17 protein-coding genes are annotated in these 17,143 nt (G+C 51.2%); 13 read left to right on the top strand and 4 right to left on the bottom strand.

Annotation, left to right across the window (positions count from 1 at the left end; translation table 11 throughout):
- On the bottom strand, positions 1–166 hold a 166-nt coding region (locus ACT3T6_RS13435), incomplete at its 3' end, for a transposase (RefSeq protein WP_443589647.1).
- A gap of 528 nt (positions 167–694) precedes the next feature.
- A complete protein-coding gene (locus ACT3T6_RS13430) occupies positions 695–817 on the bottom strand; it encodes a hypothetical protein (protein WP_264298634.1) in 123 nt (40 codons plus the stop codon).
- Positions 818–1,802: 985 nt separating this feature from the next.
- Between ACT3T6_RS13430 and ACT3T6_RS13425 the strand changes: the two genes are divergently transcribed.
- The 12 genes from ACT3T6_RS13425 to ACT3T6_RS13370 all read left to right on the top strand — a co-directional run bounded on the left by ACT3T6_RS13425 (position 1,803) and on the right by ACT3T6_RS13370 (position 13,433).
- Positions 1,803–2,600 (top strand): alpha/beta fold hydrolase, encoded by a 798-nt coding sequence (locus ACT3T6_RS13425; protein WP_193053438.1) that lies wholly within the window; start codon positions 1,803–1,805, stop codon positions 2,598–2,600.
- Positions 2,601–2,609: 9 nt separating this feature from the next.
- On the top strand, positions 2,610–3,371 hold the full coding sequence (locus ACT3T6_RS13420) for a metallophosphoesterase (RefSeq protein ID WP_193053439.1): 762 nt from the start codon (positions 2,610–2,612) through the stop codon (positions 3,369–3,371).
- Positions 3,372–3,663: 292 nt separating this feature from the next.
- On the top strand, positions 3,664–4,581 hold the full coding sequence (kdgD, locus tag ACT3T6_RS13415) for a 5-dehydro-4-deoxyglucarate dehydratase (RefSeq protein WP_193053440.1): 918 nt from the start codon (positions 3,664–3,666) through the stop codon (positions 4,579–4,581).
- Between the two features lie 42 nt (positions 4,582–4,623).
- Entirely contained in the window at positions 4,624–5,616 is a 993-nt protein-coding gene (locus tag ACT3T6_RS13410; RefSeq protein ID WP_193053441.1) for a TRAP transporter substrate-binding protein, read from the top strand.
- Positions 5,617–5,676: 60 nt separating this feature from the next.
- Positions 5,677–6,213 carry a TRAP transporter small permease gene (locus tag ACT3T6_RS13405; RefSeq protein ID WP_193053442.1) on the top strand — a complete coding sequence of 179 codons (537 nt, stop codon included), beginning with the start codon at positions 5,677–5,679 and terminating at the stop codon, positions 6,211–6,213.
- 3 nt (positions 6,214–6,216) lie between these two features.
- The gene (locus tag ACT3T6_RS13400; RefSeq protein ID WP_193053443.1) at positions 6,217–7,497 is read left to right on the top strand and encodes a TRAP transporter large permease; all 1,281 of its coding nucleotides are present in this window, start codon (positions 6,217–6,219) and stop codon (positions 7,495–7,497) included.
- A gap of 22 nt (positions 7,498–7,519) precedes the next feature.
- Complete coding sequence (locus tag ACT3T6_RS13395; protein WP_193053444.1) at positions 7,520–8,656, top strand: mandelate racemase/muconate lactonizing enzyme family protein; 1,137 nt, start codon at positions 7,520–7,522, stop codon at positions 8,654–8,656.
- A 2-nt stretch (positions 8,657–8,658) separates the two neighbouring features.
- Positions 8,659–9,519, top strand: a complete 861-nt coding sequence (locus ACT3T6_RS13390; protein ID WP_193053445.1) for an amidohydrolase family protein — start codon at positions 8,659–8,661, stop codon at positions 9,517–9,519.
- Positions 9,520–9,590: 71 nt separating this feature from the next.
- Positions 9,591–10,394 (top strand): NAD-dependent epimerase/dehydratase family protein, encoded by an 804-nt coding sequence (locus tag ACT3T6_RS13385; protein WP_193053446.1) that lies wholly within the window; start codon positions 9,591–9,593, stop codon positions 10,392–10,394.
- Positions 10,395–10,457: 63 nt separating this feature from the next.
- The gene (locus ACT3T6_RS13380) at positions 10,458–11,207 is read left to right on the top strand and encodes a FadR/GntR family transcriptional regulator (protein WP_226912116.1); all 750 of its coding nucleotides are present in this window, start codon (positions 10,458–10,460) and stop codon (positions 11,205–11,207) included.
- A 151-nt stretch (positions 11,208–11,358) separates the two neighbouring features.
- Entirely contained in the window at positions 11,359–12,375 is a 1,017-nt protein-coding gene (locus ACT3T6_RS13375) for an Ldh family oxidoreductase (protein WP_287077032.1), read from the top strand.
- Between the two features lie 110 nt (positions 12,376–12,485).
- On the top strand, positions 12,486–13,433 hold the full coding sequence (locus ACT3T6_RS13370; protein WP_193053447.1) for an AEC family transporter: 948 nt from the start codon (positions 12,486–12,488) through the stop codon (positions 13,431–13,433).
- Here the strand turns inward: ACT3T6_RS13370 and ACT3T6_RS13365 are convergent.
- Complete coding sequence (locus ACT3T6_RS13365; protein WP_193053448.1) at positions 13,430–14,815, bottom strand: aminotransferase-like domain-containing protein; 1,386 nt, start codon at positions 14,813–14,815, stop codon at positions 13,430–13,432. The two genes, ACT3T6_RS13370 and ACT3T6_RS13365, sit on opposite strands and share 4 nt — an antisense overlap.
- Positions 14,816–14,950: 135 nt before the next feature.
- Here ACT3T6_RS13365 and ACT3T6_RS13360 point away from each other — a divergent pair, with 135 nt between their 5' ends.
- Positions 14,951–16,123 carry an MFS transporter gene (locus ACT3T6_RS13360; RefSeq protein WP_328515003.1) on the top strand — a complete coding sequence of 391 codons (1,173 nt, stop codon included), beginning with the start codon at positions 14,951–14,953 and terminating at the stop codon, positions 16,121–16,123.
- Here the strand turns inward: ACT3T6_RS13360 and ACT3T6_RS13355 are convergent.
- Entirely contained in the window at positions 16,120–17,055 is a 936-nt protein-coding gene (locus tag ACT3T6_RS13355) for a cation diffusion facilitator family transporter (RefSeq protein ID WP_193053449.1), read from the bottom strand. The two genes, ACT3T6_RS13360 and ACT3T6_RS13355, sit on opposite strands and share 4 nt — an antisense overlap.
- Positions 17,056–17,143 lie beyond the last annotated feature (88 nt).

Genomic DNA, 17,143 nt, shown 5'->3' with positions numbered 1-17,143 from the left:
AGCGGGGATCATGAAGCACGGCGGCCAAGCGGCGTGTTAGGCGATGCTGTTTATCGACTTCACGAAGCAGGAGTAATCCGGCGTCCGACGTAATGTGGCCCCCGGAGAAGTCGGCTTCAATTTGGCGGCGAGAGAGTGGCGAGAAGGTCAGCTTTTCAGGTACCATTTTGGAAGCGGCTGTTGGTGTTGGTTTTTGGTGTAAGGCCCTGAAACGTTAACACTTTCAGCCGCTTTCTTTTATACCCTGTGAGAAATCCGGGCTAGCAAAGGTGATGGCATTGTCAGTTCCTTAGTCAATGTGTTTATATACGAGTAAAATGGCACGTTGAAAATAATGCTTTAATGAGCCTAATTAATATTAGATTAATTCGTTATATAACTCCATACCTGTCCGAGAAAATAACTATAAAATTCTCAGCTGCTTAGCTAACATCAATATTCATAAGACGTTTTGATCGTTACGGTGAAAACCGTCAAGGCGTTCCATTGTTATGAAGAGAGCGGATTTATCGAGAGGGGATGCTTGGTTCAAATGTTCTTTGACAGTGATCCATGTCAGGCTATAAAGCGCATGAATATTTTTAAGGAAACCTAGTCGAAAGCGTTGAGGCATAGCCCGGCCTAGGTTTGCCTTTATTTAAACAAATAACGCCTCATAGTGAGGCGTTGATTCAAGCATATCATTGTAAAGCGCTTACAGCTTGAGCATGTAGGCAGCCAGCGCATCAAACGCTGCGCGCTGCTTTAGGGCATGTTGTGCCCATACTTCCATAATGTAGGCGCTGGTTGCCGAATATTGAGTTGCTGAGTGTTGCATGGCATGCACTCCTGTTGTGAAGGTTATCTAATATCCTTGTTATGAAACTTTCTATTGTGCGACGCAGCATTGGCTTGCGAAGCTAGATAGTAGGCGCTTTTTAAGCACAGAGCTAGCCAAAAAGGTGTAGGTAAATGACCATCGCTTGTAAGCAATTGCTTACATCGTTGAATGGAAAAGCTTTTCATAAATAATTCACGGAGCCAAAAAAAGCTCTGGTCCCGGTGATTATTCTTATCACACTACATTTAAAACCAAATGCTTAGCCTAGGTGTGCTTTCAGTGCTCCATGGAGGTGCGTTGCCATAATGCTTGGAGCCTCCAGAAGGGTAGAACATCACCATCGTAAGAAGTAGGAATTAGCGGGAAGGCCATCGTGGGATTCTCCAGATAGGGTACTTCGTAAAGTGTAGCGGTTTTTTGCTGCGATGCAGCAGGGGTGTGAAAGCTCCGTTCGATAGATTATGCACGTAGGTGGAAAAGTGGATGCGAGGAGAGGAAATGGCAAAAAATGGGTTCTGAGCCGCTAGGTTCTGTGGGCTTGAAAACTCACGATAGTAGAATTAACTGATGGGTCGGGGGGAGAGCGCGTGTGATATCTGTAAAGCGCTTTGTCAAGTGTCGCAAGGAACGACCGTTCTCACTGGCTCTTAAAATGCCGCGCAAGGTAAATGACTGACACATAGCGTCTGCCGCACTTTATCCGGCCAAGGACGGCTTAAACAGACGCATAGATGAAGTCGTCTACTTGCTGCAGAATTGCTTCTTAAAATGCTAAGTGGTTATGCAGTGTTGTGATGGATAGGTTTTGATAGATAGATTTTGATAGACAATTTTTGATAGATAGTCTTTGAAAAATTGTTTTGGCAGATTGTTTTGGCAGATTGTTTTTGCGGAATATCTCGACGTGCTATGTTGGTTTAGGCACATAGCTTATGTCTTCAACATATGTTTTAAAAAGGCTTAATAACAATAGAGCTACGCCATGACCTCATCAATCGCTTATCACGACCACTGGGTGTCATTGTCTCACGGACACCTGTTTGCACGCAGCTGGGAACCCTCGGCGCTGAGTTCTGATACACCGATTATTTTATTACACGACTCTCTCGGCTGTACCGCCTTATGGCGTAGCTTTCCAGCAGCGCTATGCGAAAAGACCCGACACCGCGTTATTGCCTATGACCGGCTGGGGTTTGGTCAATCGAGCGCCTGTCTTGAGCCGCCACCGTTGAGCTTTATTGACGATGAACCCGGCACTGATTTTGCCGCTTTATGTGCAGCGCTTGCGATAGACCGCTTTATTGTATTAGGCCATAGCGTGGGCGGCTGCATGGCCATTCACTGTGCTGGCGCTTATGCGTCACGGTGTCTGGGGCTGATTACGATTGCTGCTCAATCGGCTAACGAGGCGCGTACACGTTCTGGTATCGAACAGGCAAAAGCCGCTTTTAAAGCGCCAGAACAGTTTTCAAAGCTGGAAAAATATCACGGTCATAAAGCCCGCTGGGTGTTAGATGCCTGGGTTAATACGTGGCTGCATCCTGACTTCATCAACTGGTCATTGGTACCCGCGCTTGAACGCGTGCATTGCCCCACATTGGTATTGCACGGCGAGAAAGATGAATATGGCTCGCACCGCCAGCCGGAACGTATTGCCCGGTATATCCAAGGCCCGGCGCACTGCGAAATACTTAAAAACCTTCACCACACCCCTCACCGCGAAGATGAAGCGCAGGTGATCAGGCTTATCGACTCGTTTATCGAAGAGCTTTCCCGTTAAGGAGATTGGATGCGTCTGCGTATTTTATCCGACCTGCACTTGGAGCACTTTGCGGACAGCCGCCCGTTATCCGATGTAAAGGCCGATGTTGTGATGTTAGCGGGGGATATTCATCATAAAGCTGAAGGCTTAATCTGGGCACGGGCGCAGTTTCCCACGCTGCCAATTCTGTTTGTGCCGGGGAACCATGAGTTCTATGGCACCTGTATGCCGCTGATGCGCGAAGAGCTTAAGAAAGAGGCCAAGCGGCTTGATATCGAACTGCTGGATAACCGCGCCGTCACGCTCAACGGCGTACGCTTTTATGGCACGACCCTCTGGACCGATTTTGCGCTTTACGCCAGTGATCCGACGAAAAATCCAGCCCATACCGAGTCCAAAGCGCTGCGCTACATGCCCGATTTCAGAATCATCCAAACGTCACCGGGCACGACGTTGACACCCCAAGCGAGTCAGCAGCTGCACACTGAAGCCCTCGCTTGGCTTGAAGGCGAACTGTCCAAGCCGTTTGATGGTCCCAGGGTAGTGATCAGCCATCATGCGCCGCTTCACCACTGCATTCCTGATCAATATTTAGGTGATGCGCTATCCCCAGCCTTTGCCTCTCATCTGCCGCAGTTGATGGGCAAAATGGATCTATGGATACACGGTCACGTTCATGAACCGGTGGATCTTATATATGCCGGTACGCGCGTACTGGCTAACCCTGGCGGATATCCGGATGAGTTTAATTCACCGCTTTTTAAGCCGGATTTAATCATCAATATTTGATGCCTACCGATATTAAGTTGGTTCCGGCAAAATTGCTTAGGGGCTATTGTTCTCCATGAAGGTGCACCCTCTAGGGCAAAATCTTGTTTTTATTGCTTAAAAAAATTACTGGGTTTTTAAAAGATATTTTAGACGCTAGCACTTTGGTCGAAGCTTAAAGCTTTTTACTTGCAGGTGTTGCGCGTGTTGATTATTTTCTAGTTTGTATGATGTATGACAAATAACTAGTTTACTACGATTTTACCTATTGCCATGTAATTAAACATGGATGAGAAAGCATGAGGACGTTTCTGTGAAATTTTCCAAACAAGAAGTAATACAAGCAGTTGGAGATGGACTACTGTCATTTCCCATTACCGATTTTGATCAGAACGGAAAATTTGACGAAAAAAGCTACCGCGAGCGCTTAGCGTGGTTTATCAGCCACGACATTTCTGCCGTGTTTGTAGCTGGTGGTACGGGCGAATTTTTCAATTTGACGCTTGAAGAGTATCGCCAGATTGTTCGTGTAGCGGTGGAAGTAGTCGATGGTAAGCTGCCGGTAATCGCAAGCGCTGGGTTAAGTGTTGAAGCGGGCAAGGCCTTTGCTGATGCCGCCTCTGAAGCCGGTGCCGATGGTATTTTGTTGATGCCCCCGTACCTGACAGAGTGTCCGCAGGATGGATTAGTCGAGTATGCGCGGCAAATTTGTGATGCCACTGATATCAACGTCATTTACTACAACCGAGGGAACGGGGTTCTGAATGCCGAGTCGGTGCAAGCACTCGCGGATGCCTGCTCGAACCTTATCGGTTTGAAAGATGGTAAAGGCGATATTCAGGCACTCAACAAAATCATTAAAACGGTCGGTGATCGCTTAGTGTATGTGGGCGGTGTGCCTACGGCAGAGATTTTCGCAGAAGCGTACCTGTCAATTGGCGTTAATACCTATTCATCTGCGGTATTCAACTTTGTACCCGATATGGCGGTTACGTTTTATAAAGCGCTCCGCAACGGTGATAAAGACGTCGTTAAACGAATCACGAACGATTTCTTTATTCCATTTATTGATCTGCGTGATCAAAAAGCCGGTTACGCGGTTAGCTTGATTAAAGAAGGCGCGGATATTATCGGCCGCCCGGCTGGAAGCGTTCGTGCGCCTTTAACCATGCCCACCCAAGAGCAACGCCAGCAGTTAGAGCGCCTGGTTGGTGTAGCGCGTTCTTTCTAAAAGCTGAAAAAAACCACAAGTAATAATAAGAGGTTTTAAGTGATGAAAACAAAAACTATCCGTCGCCAAGCGCTGTTTGCCCTAACGGGTGTCTCGCTATTAGCCGCTGCTGTTTCTGCCCAAGCCGATAACTGGCGGGGCTGGAATATTCACCCTGACGGTTACCCCAATACGGTAGCGCTTGAAGCCTTTGCCGAGGCAGTTAAAGAGCAAACAGAAGGGCGCGTTACCCCCCGTGTTTACAACAATGCCGTGCTGGGTGATCAGTCTGATGCGATTGAGCAAACCCGCAATGGTGCGTTGGATTTCGCTAATTTCAATATGGGGCCCATGGGACCCATTGTTAAGGAAACGAATGTTTTCTCGCTACCTTTCCTATTTACCGATGTAGACCATATGCACACGGTAATGGATGGCGAGATTGGTCAGCGCTTTGCTGATGCATTGGAAGATAAAGGTCTGGTAGTGCTCTCCTGGTTCGATTCAGGCGCCAGAAGCATTTACAACACCAAGCATCCGATCAACACCCCAGAAGATGTTCAGGGCTTAAAGATCCGGGTCATGAATAACGATCTTTACGTCGAGATGATGGAGGCGCTTGGCGGCAATGCGACGCCAATGGCGTATGGCGAGGTTTACCAGAGTTTAACCACCGGTGTTCTGGATGGTGCTGAAAACAACTACCCCTCCTTTGAATCCAGCAACCACTACGAAGCGGCGGAATACTACTCCTTAACCGAGCATTTGATTATTCCCGAGTGCCTGTGTGTTGCCAAAGCCAGTTGGGACAAGTTATCCGAAGAAGACCAGGAAATCGTTCGTGAAGAAGCGATGAATGCTTCCACCATGCAACGTGAGCTGTGGGTCGAAAGCTCTGAAGAGAGCCGTCAGATTATCTTGGATAACGGCGTGGAAATTAATGAAGTAGAAGATAAAGCGGCTTTCCAAACATTGATGGAGCCGATGTATGACAACTTTATCGCTAATAACCCGGGCACGGGTGAGCTGATCGAGGAAATCAGAGCCGCTCAATAATTTTCTTATGACTTCCTTTCGGCGGCTTGATGCCGCCGAAAGATTAAAAGGAAATGTGTCGTGAGTATAGAACTTGAAACACCCAGCAGTAGAAAAAGCACGACAAAAGAAGGCTCTGTAGACCGCGTGTTGGATGGCATGGCTGAGCTATGCGTGCTTGTGGCGGGCATCATGCTGGTCGTTCTTATTGCTACTTTCGGTTGGCTAGTCTTTGGACGTTATGTGCTTAACAACACGCCAACCTGGGTAGAGCAAACCTCCCTGATATTAGTGGTATATATCACCTGTTTGGGCGCCGCTGCCGGCGTCAGATACCACAGCCATCTGAATATCGACTTTGTTCGAGAGAGCTTTCCTCCTTTTCTGCGCGGATTAATGCACCACATCTCGGATCTTTTCATTCTTGTATTTGGTGGTTTTATGGTGGCTCAGGGCTGGAAGCTGGTCATGACAAACATGGAAAGGGCTATTCCAATGATTGGTCTCTCTGAAAGCTGGCGTGCAGCCCCACTGGTAATTTGTGGCGTGCTGATCATGCTGTTTGCAGGGGCGGATATAGTGCAACGATTACTGTCTCGAAACGCTGGGAGGGCATAAGTCATGGGGCTGATGATACTGTTTGGAATTTTTTTTCTCGGCCTTGTCGCAGGTGCACCGGTCGCTTTTGCCGTTGGGCTGGCCGCTGTCGCTGCGTTTATGTATGAAGGGCTACCGCTGTTTGTCGCCTTTCAACGTATCTTATCCGGCATTTCCGTTTTTTCGCTACTGGCGATTCCGTTTTTCATTTTCGCCGGTGAGCTGATGCTTCACGGCGGCATTTCAACCCGGCTTGTTCGCCTGGCCTCCGCTATGGTGGGGAGGATGCGCGGCGGTCTGGGGATGGTCAATATAAGCTCTTCGATGCTGTTTGGCGGCATCTCGGGTTCAGCGGTAGCCGATACGTCTGCCTTGGGCTCGATTCTTATCCCGGTGATGAAAGAGAAGGGCTACGACGCTGACTATGCCGTCAACGTTACGGTGACCTCGTCGGTCGCCGGCGTGGTCATTCCGCCCAGCCATAACATGATTCTCTATGCCGTAGCGGCGGGCGGCGGTATTTCCGTTACCCAGCTTTTTATTGCCGGTATCGTGCCTGGCATCCTGATGTGCTTAAGCCTGGCCGTGGCCGCTTATATCGTGGCCGTTAAGCGTGGCTATAAAGGTGAGGCATTTCCCGGCTGGCAAGCCCTGTTTCTTAGCCTGATCGCCTCGCTGCCTGGCTTGATGACCGCTGTCATTATTGTCGGCGGCGTTCTTTCGGGCATCTTGACGGTAACGGAGTCCGGGGCTTTTGGCGCCATCTACGCCATTATCGTGACCGGGCTTGTCTACCGTGAACTTAAGTGGTCGTCCTTCAAGGCTGCCGTTATTCAGTCGGTTAAAACCACATCGCTGGTCATGATTCTGGTGGGCTGCGCATCGGCTTTCTCTTATATGCTGGCGCTCTATAACGTGCCTGAAATGCTGACCACCGGGTTAATGACGATTTCAGACAAGCCTGTGGTTATCTTTTTGATGCTTAACCTGATTCTACTGGTATTGGGCATGATCATGGATATGGCGGCGTTAATCCTGATCTGCACGCCCATCTTCCTGCCGGTAGCCATGCAGTTTGGCATGGATCCTATCCAATTCGGCATCATTTTAATGATGAACCTGGGGCTGGGTTTATGTACCCCGCCGGTAGGCGCGTGCCTGTTTGTGGGCTGCGTGATCGGGAAAATTAAAATTGAGCATGCAGTTCGCACCATCTGGCCCTTCTTCCTGGCGCTGTTTGTAGCGCTAATGCTGGTGACTTACATCCCGGCAGTTTCATTAACGCTACCTGGCCTTTTTAGATAACGCCATGACAGGAAAATCAGCCATGAGAATAGAAGCGGTCAAGACTTATATTCTGGATCATAAGCTTGAAACAGCGTTTGAAAGTGCTTCGATGTCATTCACGCGCCGCCAGCACTGCTTAGTCGAAATCATTTGTGAAGACGGCACCATTGGGTGGGGCGAGTGCTTGGGGCCTGCCAAGCCCAATGCGGCCATTGTCCAGGTATACGCCCAGGCGCTGATTGGCGAAGACCCGCTGCAAACAGAGAAAGTATGGCTTAACCTTTATAATCGGCTGCGTGATCAGGGCCAGCGTGGCTTAACCATGACTGCTCTGAGCGGTATCGATATTGCGCTTTGGGACATCAAGGGCAAGCACTTCGGCGTACCTGTTTCCACGCTGCTTGGTGGGAGGTTCCGTGAATCTGTGCGCGCCTATGCCACCGGCTCGTTTTGCCGCGAGGGTGTTGAGCGTGTCAGCGACGTAGCGGCGGAAGTAGCGCGCTATCGTCACGAAGGCTTTCATGCCGTAAAGATCAAGATCGGCTTTGATGTTGAAGAAGATCTGAAAGTGATTGAGGCCGTGCGTGAAGCAATCGGGCCGGATGTGCGCCTTATGATTGATGCCAATCACGGCTACGATTATCTGGAAGCCATCGAGGTAGGCCAGCGTGCGGCGGCGTTTGGTATCGACTGGTTTGAAGAGCCGGTACTCCCTGAGCAGATTGAGACTTACCAAGCGGTAAGAGCGAGCCAGCCCATTCCCGTGGCAAGTGGCGAGAACTGGCACGGCCGCTACGCCATGCAGGAGCCGCTTGCACGCAGGGCTATCGATATCATCCAGCCGGATATCTGTGGCGTCGGCGGCTTTAGCGAAATGCGCCGAATTGCAGATATGGCCGCCATGCACGGCGTGCGCTTAGTGCCTCACGTATGGGGAACCGCAGTATGCCTGGCGGCGAGCCTTCAGTTTATGGCTGCACTGCCGCCCAATCCGCCACGGCGCTCGCCACTTGAACCCATCATGGAGTTTGACCGCACTGAAAATCCATTTCGTCAGGCCGTGGTTAAAACGCCCCTAGAGCATCACCAGGGGGTTATGAACATTCCCGATGGCCCTGGCTTGGGGATTGAAATCAACCGCGATGCGCTGATTACCTATGCTTTGAAGGAGTTTTGAGTATGTCCATCCCAGCCAACACGCGTCCACTGGAAGGGGGCGCGCCGCGTTTGAAAGTGCCGGCTGGCGCGACCGACTGCCATATGCATTTGTATCTGCCGGGCTACACCGCACAGCCTGGCGGCCCCGATGTTAAAGAACTGGCGACGGTTGAAAATTATCAAGTAGTACAGCGCAGGCTCTCGCTTGAGCGCGTGGTTGTTACCCAGTCCAATGCTTATCAATTTGATAACAGGGCCGTGCTTGAAGGCGTTACCCAAATCGGGCAGGCAAATGCACGTGCGATTGTTGCCGTCAGGCCTGATGCTACGGAGGCAGATATTGATGCCTTTCATTCTCAAGGTGCCCGGGGCGCCCGTATCATGCAGCTTCCCGGTGGTGCCGTGGGGATGGATCAATTGAGCGACGTTGAAGCGCGCATTCGGCCACTTGGTTGGCACTTGATGGTGCAGTTCAACGGCCGAATGATCAACGACTATATGGCCACTCTCAAGGCCATCCAAACCGACTATATCATTGACCACATTGGCAAATTCATGGATCCCGTAGCGGCTGATGATGAACGCGTAGACCGTATTGTCGAGTTGCTCGACCGGGGCAACGCGTGGATAAAAATATGCGGGGCGTATGAGACCAGTCTAACCGGCGGTCCGGGGTATAACGATGTAGGGCCTGTTGCCAAACGGCTTATTGAGCATGCGCCCGAGCGCGTGCTATGGGGCTCAAATTGGCCGCATGTGGGGGTGCCCCGGGAACGCTATCCTGATGACGCCGAGCAGCTTGATGTACTTTTGGATTGGGCCTCTGACAGCGTCCAGCAAAAAATTCTGGTTGATAACCCGGCCAAGCTTTACGGCTTTTAGATTTCAATTTTGATGGATATCACCTTCGCTCAATGCCAACAAGGCAAACAACAGACTAAGCAGGAGATAGCATGTTTAATCGTATTCTAGTGACTGGGGCGGCTGGCGGATTGGGGAAAAGTTTGCGTCCGCATCTTGCCGGGTTTGCCAAGCATGTCCGCCTTTCGGATATTGCACCTCTGGACAATGCTCAGCCAGGTGAGGAACTGATCCAGGCGGATCTCAGCGATCAACAGGCTGTAGCCGAGCTGGTACGAGGATGCGATGGCATCATTCATCTGGGCGGGATGTCGGTTGAAAGTCCCTGGAATGATATATTGAATGCCAATATTATTGGTACTTACAATCTTTTTGAAGCCGCACGGCTTAATGGTAAACCGCGTATCGTGTTTGCTAGTTCCAACCATGCGATAGGCTTTTATAAGCGCCATCAGCGAATAGATAATCAGGTTCCTCAGCGGCCGGATTCGCTTTACGGCGTCTCAAAATGCTTTGGCGAAAATCTGGCCAGTCTCTATCACGATAAGTTTGGTGTCGAGACACTTAGCGTGCGCATTGGCTCCTGTTTTGACAAGCCCGTTGATACTCGCATGATGGCCACTTGGCTGAGCCTGAATGACTTCATTAGCCTGTTAAAACGTGCCTTTACAACCCCTCGGCTGGAGCATACCGTGGTTTATGGGGCATCTGACAATGCTGAACAGTGGTGGGATAATACTCATGCCGGTTTCCTTGGCTGGGTTCCAAAAGATAGCTCTGAACCCTGGCGGGAAGAGACGGAACAGCGCGATCGTAATCTTGACTGCGATGATGTTGCCGTGCGTTATCACGGTGGCAAATTTGCTGCTATTGGTCATCCAGACGATAGCCAATAGCACATAGAGCGCTGGTTGTACGTTATGGTGCAACTGGATATATACATGGAAAGGATAACAGGCATGGCCAAGCAAACGCCTACTATGGCGTCGTTTCAGGTTAACCGGATCGCTCAGCAGGGCAGTTTATCTGTTCACGTAGCGAACCAGTTGGAGACGCTGATTACCCAGGGGAAAGTGGCGGTTGGCGATAAGCTGCCTACCGAAAATAGCCTGTGTGAATCTTTTGGCGTTAGCCGCACGGTCATTCGCGAAGCTATCACTCATCTCAAGTCTCTGGGATTGGTTGAAACACGCCGTGGTGTCGGCACGTCGGTCTTGCGTTCCTCTAAAGTGGAGGCGCTTCCAGCCGAGCGTATCAATCCCACTACGGTGGAAGACATTCTCTATCTTCTGGAGCTTCGCTTAACGCTTGAGCCCGCCGCGGCGGAACTTGCTGCCTTACGCTACGATGCTGAAGACCAGAAGCGGCTGGAAGCGCAACACCAAGCGTTTGCCAACGCGTACGCCACTCAGTCGCAAGCTCGAGAAGAGGATTACCTGTTCCATTTTGCTATTGCTACGGCGACTAAAAATCCTTTCTTCAAATCGTTCTACGAACAGTGGAGCCAAAGCGTTATCCCTCGCGCCAAACTGCTGAGTAACGATATCAATCCGCTCTCATCCCAACGCTACCTGGAGCGGGTACAGGAAGAGCATGCGCATATCCTTAACGCTATCCTTGCTCGTGACGGCAGCGCCGCACGAGAAATGATGCACCAGCATCTTAGCCGTGCGCGTGATACCTACGCGCAGTACCGCGATCAGGCGTAGCGAGCTATGGGCATCTTCGGGTGTTTACTGCAGCAGAGCGTCGTCATGGGATGGGATGCGCAACATTGATTCAATGATGAACAGACTCCTAAGCAGGTAAGCAATTACCTGCTTTTTTAACGCCTCTATCTAATAAAAATGAAGAGAGTTGATGATGAGCGAAGAGATTACCCTATCGCTTAAGGATGCTGAATCCTTGAGCCTGAACGTACTTCAGCATAATGGTTATAACCAGGCCCATGCAGAAGCCATTACGCGCAATGTGCTGACGGTTCAGCGCGATGAATGCCATTCCCATGGTTTATATCGCCTGATCGGCTGTGTTCAAACGGCGCTCAATGGCGGCGTTGATACGCATGCCGTACCGGAAGTAATTGATCAAGCGCCCAGCGTGGTTAAGGTCAATGCCCGCCAGGGTAACTCCTTGTTAGCGTTTGAAATGGGTAAAGAACAGCTTGTAGAAAAAGCCAGGCAAACAGGGCTAGCCGCGCTGGCGATCAATAACGCCTTTCACTTTTCAGCCCTATGGCCTGAGGTCGAGGCCCTTTCAAGTGAAGGGCTCATTGGCATTGCCATGACCCCCAGCCACGCTTTTGTAGCGCCAGCGGGTGGCACGAAGCCTTTGTTGGGCACCAACCCTATCGCGTTTTCCTGGCCACGTCCGGGTAGCGCGCCGTATACGTTTGATTTTGCGACCAGTGTGGTGGCGCGCGGTGAGATTGAACTGTATAAGCGCGCAGGCAAACAGATTCCCACAGGCTGGGCAATTGATGCTCAAGGTGAAGCGACGACCAGCCCTGTAGATGCGCTGGCGGGGGCGATGCTCACGTTTGGCGGGTATAAGGGCTCGGCGCTGTCTACCATGATTGAGCTATTGGCCGGGCCGCTAATTGGTGATGTGTTGGGCCATGAAACCCAGCCCGCCAACGAACAGAAAACCGGTAAGCCGTTTCATGGTGAGCTGATTATCGCCATATCGCCGGACGTTTTCTTGGGCCAGGATGCTGCTCGTCATCTTCAGCATGCTGAAGTGCTGTTTGAAAACATTTTAGGCCAGGGCGCTCGGCTACCCTCACAGCGCCGTTTTGAGGCCCGAGAAAATAGCCTGCGTGATGGTATCACCCTACCCAAAGCGCTTTATAATGAGCTTATCGCACTGACCCATTGATTCATCGAGAGTAAATAGCACTGTCGTTATACGATAGCGCTTTTATGATCTGCTTTATATTGTCAGAAACAGACACTTCATGAGGATCAACGCTCGTATGGATACACCGCATGTTTGAAGTTGCCGCCATCATCATGCCTATCTTTTTATTGATTGCTGTTGGCTATTTTTCCATGCGGATCCGTATTCTCAACCGCGAGCAAATGCAGGGAGTGGGCCGATTTGTGCTGTATATCGCCCTCCCTGCACTGTTAATCCGCGCCATTACCCAGAACCCTCTGGAAGAAGTTTTCAATATCAACTACCTGCTGGCCTACGGGCTAGGCTCGCTGGGTGTTTTCGGATTGGCGCTTGGGTACACCGTCATGCTGAAAAAACAGCCGCTGACCACCGGAAGTATCAGCGCGCTGGGGATGTCGATGTCCAATAGCGCGTTTAGTGGCTACCCGGTCGCGGTGATGATTATCGGCCCGCCTGCGGCTAATTTTTTAGCTTTGAATATGATCATCGAGAACCTGCTGATCATTCCGCTAGCGCTTATCCTAGCCGAAACGGGTCAGCAGGCCGGTCGCGGCGTTATGAAATCACTCCAGAAAACGCTCAAGCAACTGGTTAAAAATCCCATCCTCATTGGCCTGTTTATCGGAGTTCTGATCGCCGTTACCGATACACATCTGCCTACTTCGGTTATCCAGGCGGTTGATATGTTGGCAAAAGCGGCGGGCCCTGCCGCGCTATTTGCGATTGGCGGCGCGCTCTATGGCCTGCAAATTCGCGGCGTAGTGGGGGAGGTGAGCCAGATCGTTACGGGTAAGCTCATCATTCATCCACTGGGTGTCTTGATCTGCATGTGGCTGATTGCGGGCAATGACGCTTTACTGATTGCCGGTGGCTTACTGTTTGCAGGCGCTCCCATGGCAAGTGTCTATCCGTTGCTAGGCCAACGTTATGGTATGGGCAACGTAGCGGCAGGCGCCTTGATGGCGGGCACGCTCATGTTCTTTATCACCATTAGCATTATCGTTGGCTTGATGACCTATTTCGGCGTGTTGGCTTAACGGCTATTAGCTTCAATAAACGCTTTGGCTCTAGGGTCCTGCATATAGGAAACGTTGAGACGCAACCAGGGGGTTGTCGCATTGTCGGGTAGGAATAGATGGCTCGGCGAAAGCATGATTTCGTAGCGCTGTGCAGCTGCCTTAAGCGTTTCATCATCCGTGGGTGGCTTGGCCCAGACAAACATACCGCCCGCCGGTTCGGTAAACACTTCCCACCCTGATTTTCTTAGTAGCGTTAATGCTAGTGCCATCTGATTGGAAAGCCGGGTTCTTAATCGTTCAGTGAGTTTTCGATAACTGCCGTTTTGCAGCAGCATAACCAGTACCTGTTCTGAAAACAGTGATGCAGAAATGCTGGTCAGCATTTTGATATCTACCAGGCGTTGTACTAGATCCGGGGGAGTAGCGATAAAACCCACGCGAAGTGACGAGGAAAGAGTTTTTGAAAAGCTGGCTAAATAGATAACACGTTTAAGCCCGTCAAGGGCTGCTAACCGTGTGGTTGGAGTATGCTGAAAATCAGCATAAATATCGTCTTCAATGATCCTGAAATCATACTGCTCGGCAAGCTGTAAAACGCGGTGCGCTACGGCGGGAGTCAATGTGCTGCCGGTAGGATTGTGGAAAACGCTATTAATGTAGAAAAGTTTGGGTTGGTGGTGGGCTAACAAACCTTCCAGGCGCTCGATATCGGGCCCATCGGCTAAGCGGGGGACCCCAATCACGCGAATGCGCTGCAAATGCAGTAGCCCAAACAGGTTGTAATAACCGGGTGATTCCACAAATACAACATCGCCGGGCTCAAGCAGCAAACGTACTAACAGATCTAGAGAATGGCTACCGCTGTTGGTTGTCACGATCTGTTGGGCATCTGCGGTAATCGCAAGCGGGCGCAGGCGCTCTTGTAGCAGACGGCGTAAGGTTAAAAGCCCGTGCGGCGTACTGTATTCAAAAATTCCTGAGCGGCTGTGACGGGTAACTTGGCGGATAGCGTAGGTAAGATCGTCGCTCTCGCGCCAAGTGTTGGGCAACCACCCACAGCCGAGCTTGAGGGTGTTCTCTTCTGCGCCGAAAAGCCCCCATAGTCCATTGGTGACTTCCTGTAGCGGGCTAGAAGCGCGCTGTTGGTTGGTCTGTACGGCGACGCTATCCGCAACATAGAAGCCTGAGCCGGGTTTTGAGCGAATTAAACCTGACGACACTAGTCGTTCGTAGGCATCGATGACCGCATTACGGCTGATGTTATGTGTCGCTGCCAAGCGGCGTATTGAAGGTAAACGAAGACCGCCGCCTGCGCCGTTGTGTTGAATCCACTGGCGAAGGCTTTCTTCCAGCTGTTGAGCCATGGGGGTGGCAGCGTGTCGGTCAACCTGTAGTTTCATAAGCGCCCTTGTTGCCCTCAACTGTTCTTCAAAATGGCAGAACAGTGCCTGGGTAATAATGGCTGAGTGTACCTTATCCCGGTTCTTTAAGAGTGCGAACGTAACGGCTCACATGAAAACTGAGGCAGGTACAAAGTGACGAGACGATCGAACGCCCTCAAGCTGGCTTTTGCGCTGTGCATGATTACCACGGCGGTCAATTTACAAGCACCGCTTTATGAAGCATTAGCGGCTCGTGATGGCTTGGGCGTTGGCGCAACAACACTCGCTTTTGCCTGTTATGTAGCGGGTATTATGCCGGTATTGTTGGGGCTTAATGGTTTGTCTGAGCGGGTAGGCTGCAAGCCGTTGATTATTGCTGCACTGCTCTTATGCCTTGTGGCTACTTCCCTAACATTGATCGTGCCAGGTTTAGTGACCCTGGGAGCGGCTCGGTTTTTACTCGGAATAGGCACCGCCCTGACGTCAGCGGTTGCGCCAACCTACATGCACCGGCTGCTCACTGGCGGGGATAGCAGCATGGCAACCAAGTACGTGACAACCAGTACTGCGATGGGATTTGGCCTGGGGGCGGCGGTTACCAGCTTGTTTATCTTCCATACACCCAGCATAACGCCACCCAGCTTATGGTTGTATTTGGGTGCTGGCGTCGTCGCATTAGTGGCCGTTAGTACACTGAAAAACACGGCCCCAAACCCTAACAAGTGCGCGATGCTGCGACTACCCAGCTACCCACCCGGTACGCTCGGCTATGGGTTGGCCATTTTGCTTGCCTGGGCAACGGTGGGGCTGGTGATTGCTATTTTGCCTTCTGCATTACATGCGCACGGTTTAACGGCCTGGAGCGGCTTTGCTACGTTCGGTATTTGTAGCTGTGGGGTGTTATTTCAACCTTGGGCAAGAGCGCTGCGGCCAGCTCATTCCACAGTGCTGGGTCTTGTCATCTTACCGATCGCCTACACAGTGATCGCCTGGGGAGCGGTTCAGGGAATGCTTGTGGCTGTGTTGGTCGGAACGGTTGCCGCTAGTAGCGCCTGTTACGGGTTTATCTATCTAGGTGGCTTGAAGGGAGTGCTGGAAATAGCCAAAGCGGCGTCCACCCAGGTAAGCGCAGGCTATTTTTTGATGGCCTACATAGGATTTAGTCTGCCGGTAATTACCACCGGCGCTTTAATTGATGCCGTAGGCCATGTGGCCGCTTTAACCATCTTTGGGCTAGCGCTATCAATGGGCGCCATCACTACCATTGGCCTGCTGCTAATCAGTCAGGCTAGGTATTCGCAGCATCCGTCAGGCATTAGCTTTTAAGGCGTCCTATCAATCAGCAATCCACAGGAAGGCGCGGCCCAGTGTGTATTGGCGGTAAACACCACATCGCACACCACCGGCGAATAGCAGCGGCGTATCTCATCATCAATACGTTCACGTAGAGCGTCTTGTGCCTTTAACGAGGCGCCGGTGCCTTCTTCGGGCAGAACAATGTGTACCATGACATAAAGCAAGCGGCCGGGCCGCACCATGCGAACACGAACCTCCTGGGTATGCGCGCCTGCCAGCGCCGTGGAGATGGCTTGTCGCACGGGAGCGGCAATGGTTTCATCAGGTGTTTTATTGAGCAGCTCTTTGAGCGCCTGGGACGCCATACGCACGGGTACGCCCAAGCAAAGCAACACCACTGCCATGACCAGAACGGAATCGACATACGCCACCACGTTGTTCCAGTTCAGCCACTCAAACACCATAACCATACAAAACGCTGCGAGTACTGCGGCGGAAATGATGCTATTGACTACCCAATTGAGTTTGTCAGCCGCAATTAGCGGACTATGGGTATAGCGCTGGCTACGATGCATAACCCACGCGGTCACCGAGCAGGCAAGCGTCGCAAACAGCGCGTAGATAACGGCAAGGCCTGCAGCAATTTCCCGACCACCTGTCAGTAAAGCGGCAATGGCGTCCACCAAGGCAAAGACGGATACCCCTAGAATCAGTAGCCCTTTGCATAGGTTAACCAGCGACTCGAAGTAACTGTAACCAAACGGGTAGGATTCGCTATCAGGGCGGCTGGCTAGTTTACTTACCTTGATCGTCACCAACGCTACGCTAAAGTAGATAAGGTTAAATAACCCATCGAGCAAAATAGCCTGGGAATTAGAGGCTAGCGTGGCGGTAATGCCGGCACAGCCGATTAAGAGTGCCATAAAGGCGGAAAATGCCAGCGTGCGTGCTTCTGTCTTCATGAATGTATTGGCTCCAACGCCATTCGTAGAACCCGCAAGCATAGCAATATTGATAGCTTATTCACTAACGATAGCGGCGCCCACAAGG

It is taken from the genome of Halomonas sp. 72 (assembly GCF_052379785.1).
In the GTDB taxonomy this organism is placed as follows: domain Bacteria; phylum Pseudomonadota; class Gammaproteobacteria; order Pseudomonadales; family Halomonadaceae; genus Vreelandella; species Vreelandella citrativorans.
Note: the sequence above shows the minus strand (reverse complement) of the source record. Positions and strands in the feature narration are given on the sequence as shown.

What these genes read in the sequence shown, in the direction of transcription:
- ACT3T6_RS13430 (WP_264298634.1), bottom strand. Translation starts at nt 817, where the DNA reads ATGCAACACTCAGCAACTCAATATTCGGCAACCAGCGCCTACATTATG.
- ACT3T6_RS13425 (WP_193053438.1), top strand. Translation starts at nt 1,803, where the DNA reads ATGACCTCATCAATCGCTTATCACGACCACTGGGTGTCATTGTCTCAC.
- ACT3T6_RS13420 (WP_193053439.1), top strand. Translation starts at nt 2,610, where the DNA reads ATGCGTCTGCGTATTTTATCCGACCTGCACTTGGAGCACTTTGCGGAC.
- ACT3T6_RS13410 (WP_193053441.1), top strand. Translation starts at nt 4,624, where the DNA reads ATGAAAACAAAAACTATCCGTCGCCAAGCGCTGTTTGCCCTAACGGGT.
- ACT3T6_RS13400 (WP_193053443.1), top strand. Translation starts at nt 6,217, where the DNA reads ATGGGGCTGATGATACTGTTTGGAATTTTTTTTCTCGGCCTTGTCGCA.
- ACT3T6_RS13395 (WP_193053444.1), top strand. Translation starts at nt 7,520, where the DNA reads ATGAGAATAGAAGCGGTCAAGACTTATATTCTGGATCATAAGCTTGAA.
- ACT3T6_RS13390 (WP_193053445.1), top strand. Translation starts at nt 8,659, where the DNA reads ATGTCCATCCCAGCCAACACGCGTCCACTGGAAGGGGGCGCGCCGCGT.
- ACT3T6_RS13385 (WP_193053446.1), top strand. Translation starts at nt 9,591, where the DNA reads ATGTTTAATCGTATTCTAGTGACTGGGGCGGCTGGCGGATTGGGGAAA.
- ACT3T6_RS13380 (WP_226912116.1), top strand. Translation starts at nt 10,458, where the DNA reads ATGGCCAAGCAAACGCCTACTATGGCGTCGTTTCAGGTTAACCGGATC.
- ACT3T6_RS13375 (WP_287077032.1), top strand. Translation starts at nt 11,359, where the DNA reads ATGATGAGCGAAGAGATTACCCTATCGCTTAAGGATGCTGAATCCTTG.
- ACT3T6_RS13370 (WP_193053447.1), top strand. Translation starts at nt 12,486, where the DNA reads ATGTTTGAAGTTGCCGCCATCATCATGCCTATCTTTTTATTGATTGCT.
- ACT3T6_RS13365 (WP_193053448.1), bottom strand. Translation starts at nt 14,815, where the DNA reads ATGAAACTACAGGTTGACCGACACGCTGCCACCCCCATGGCTCAACAG.
- ACT3T6_RS13355 (WP_193053449.1), bottom strand. Translation starts at nt 17,055, where the DNA reads ATGAAGACAGAAGCACGCACGCTGGCATTTTCCGCCTTTATGGCACTC.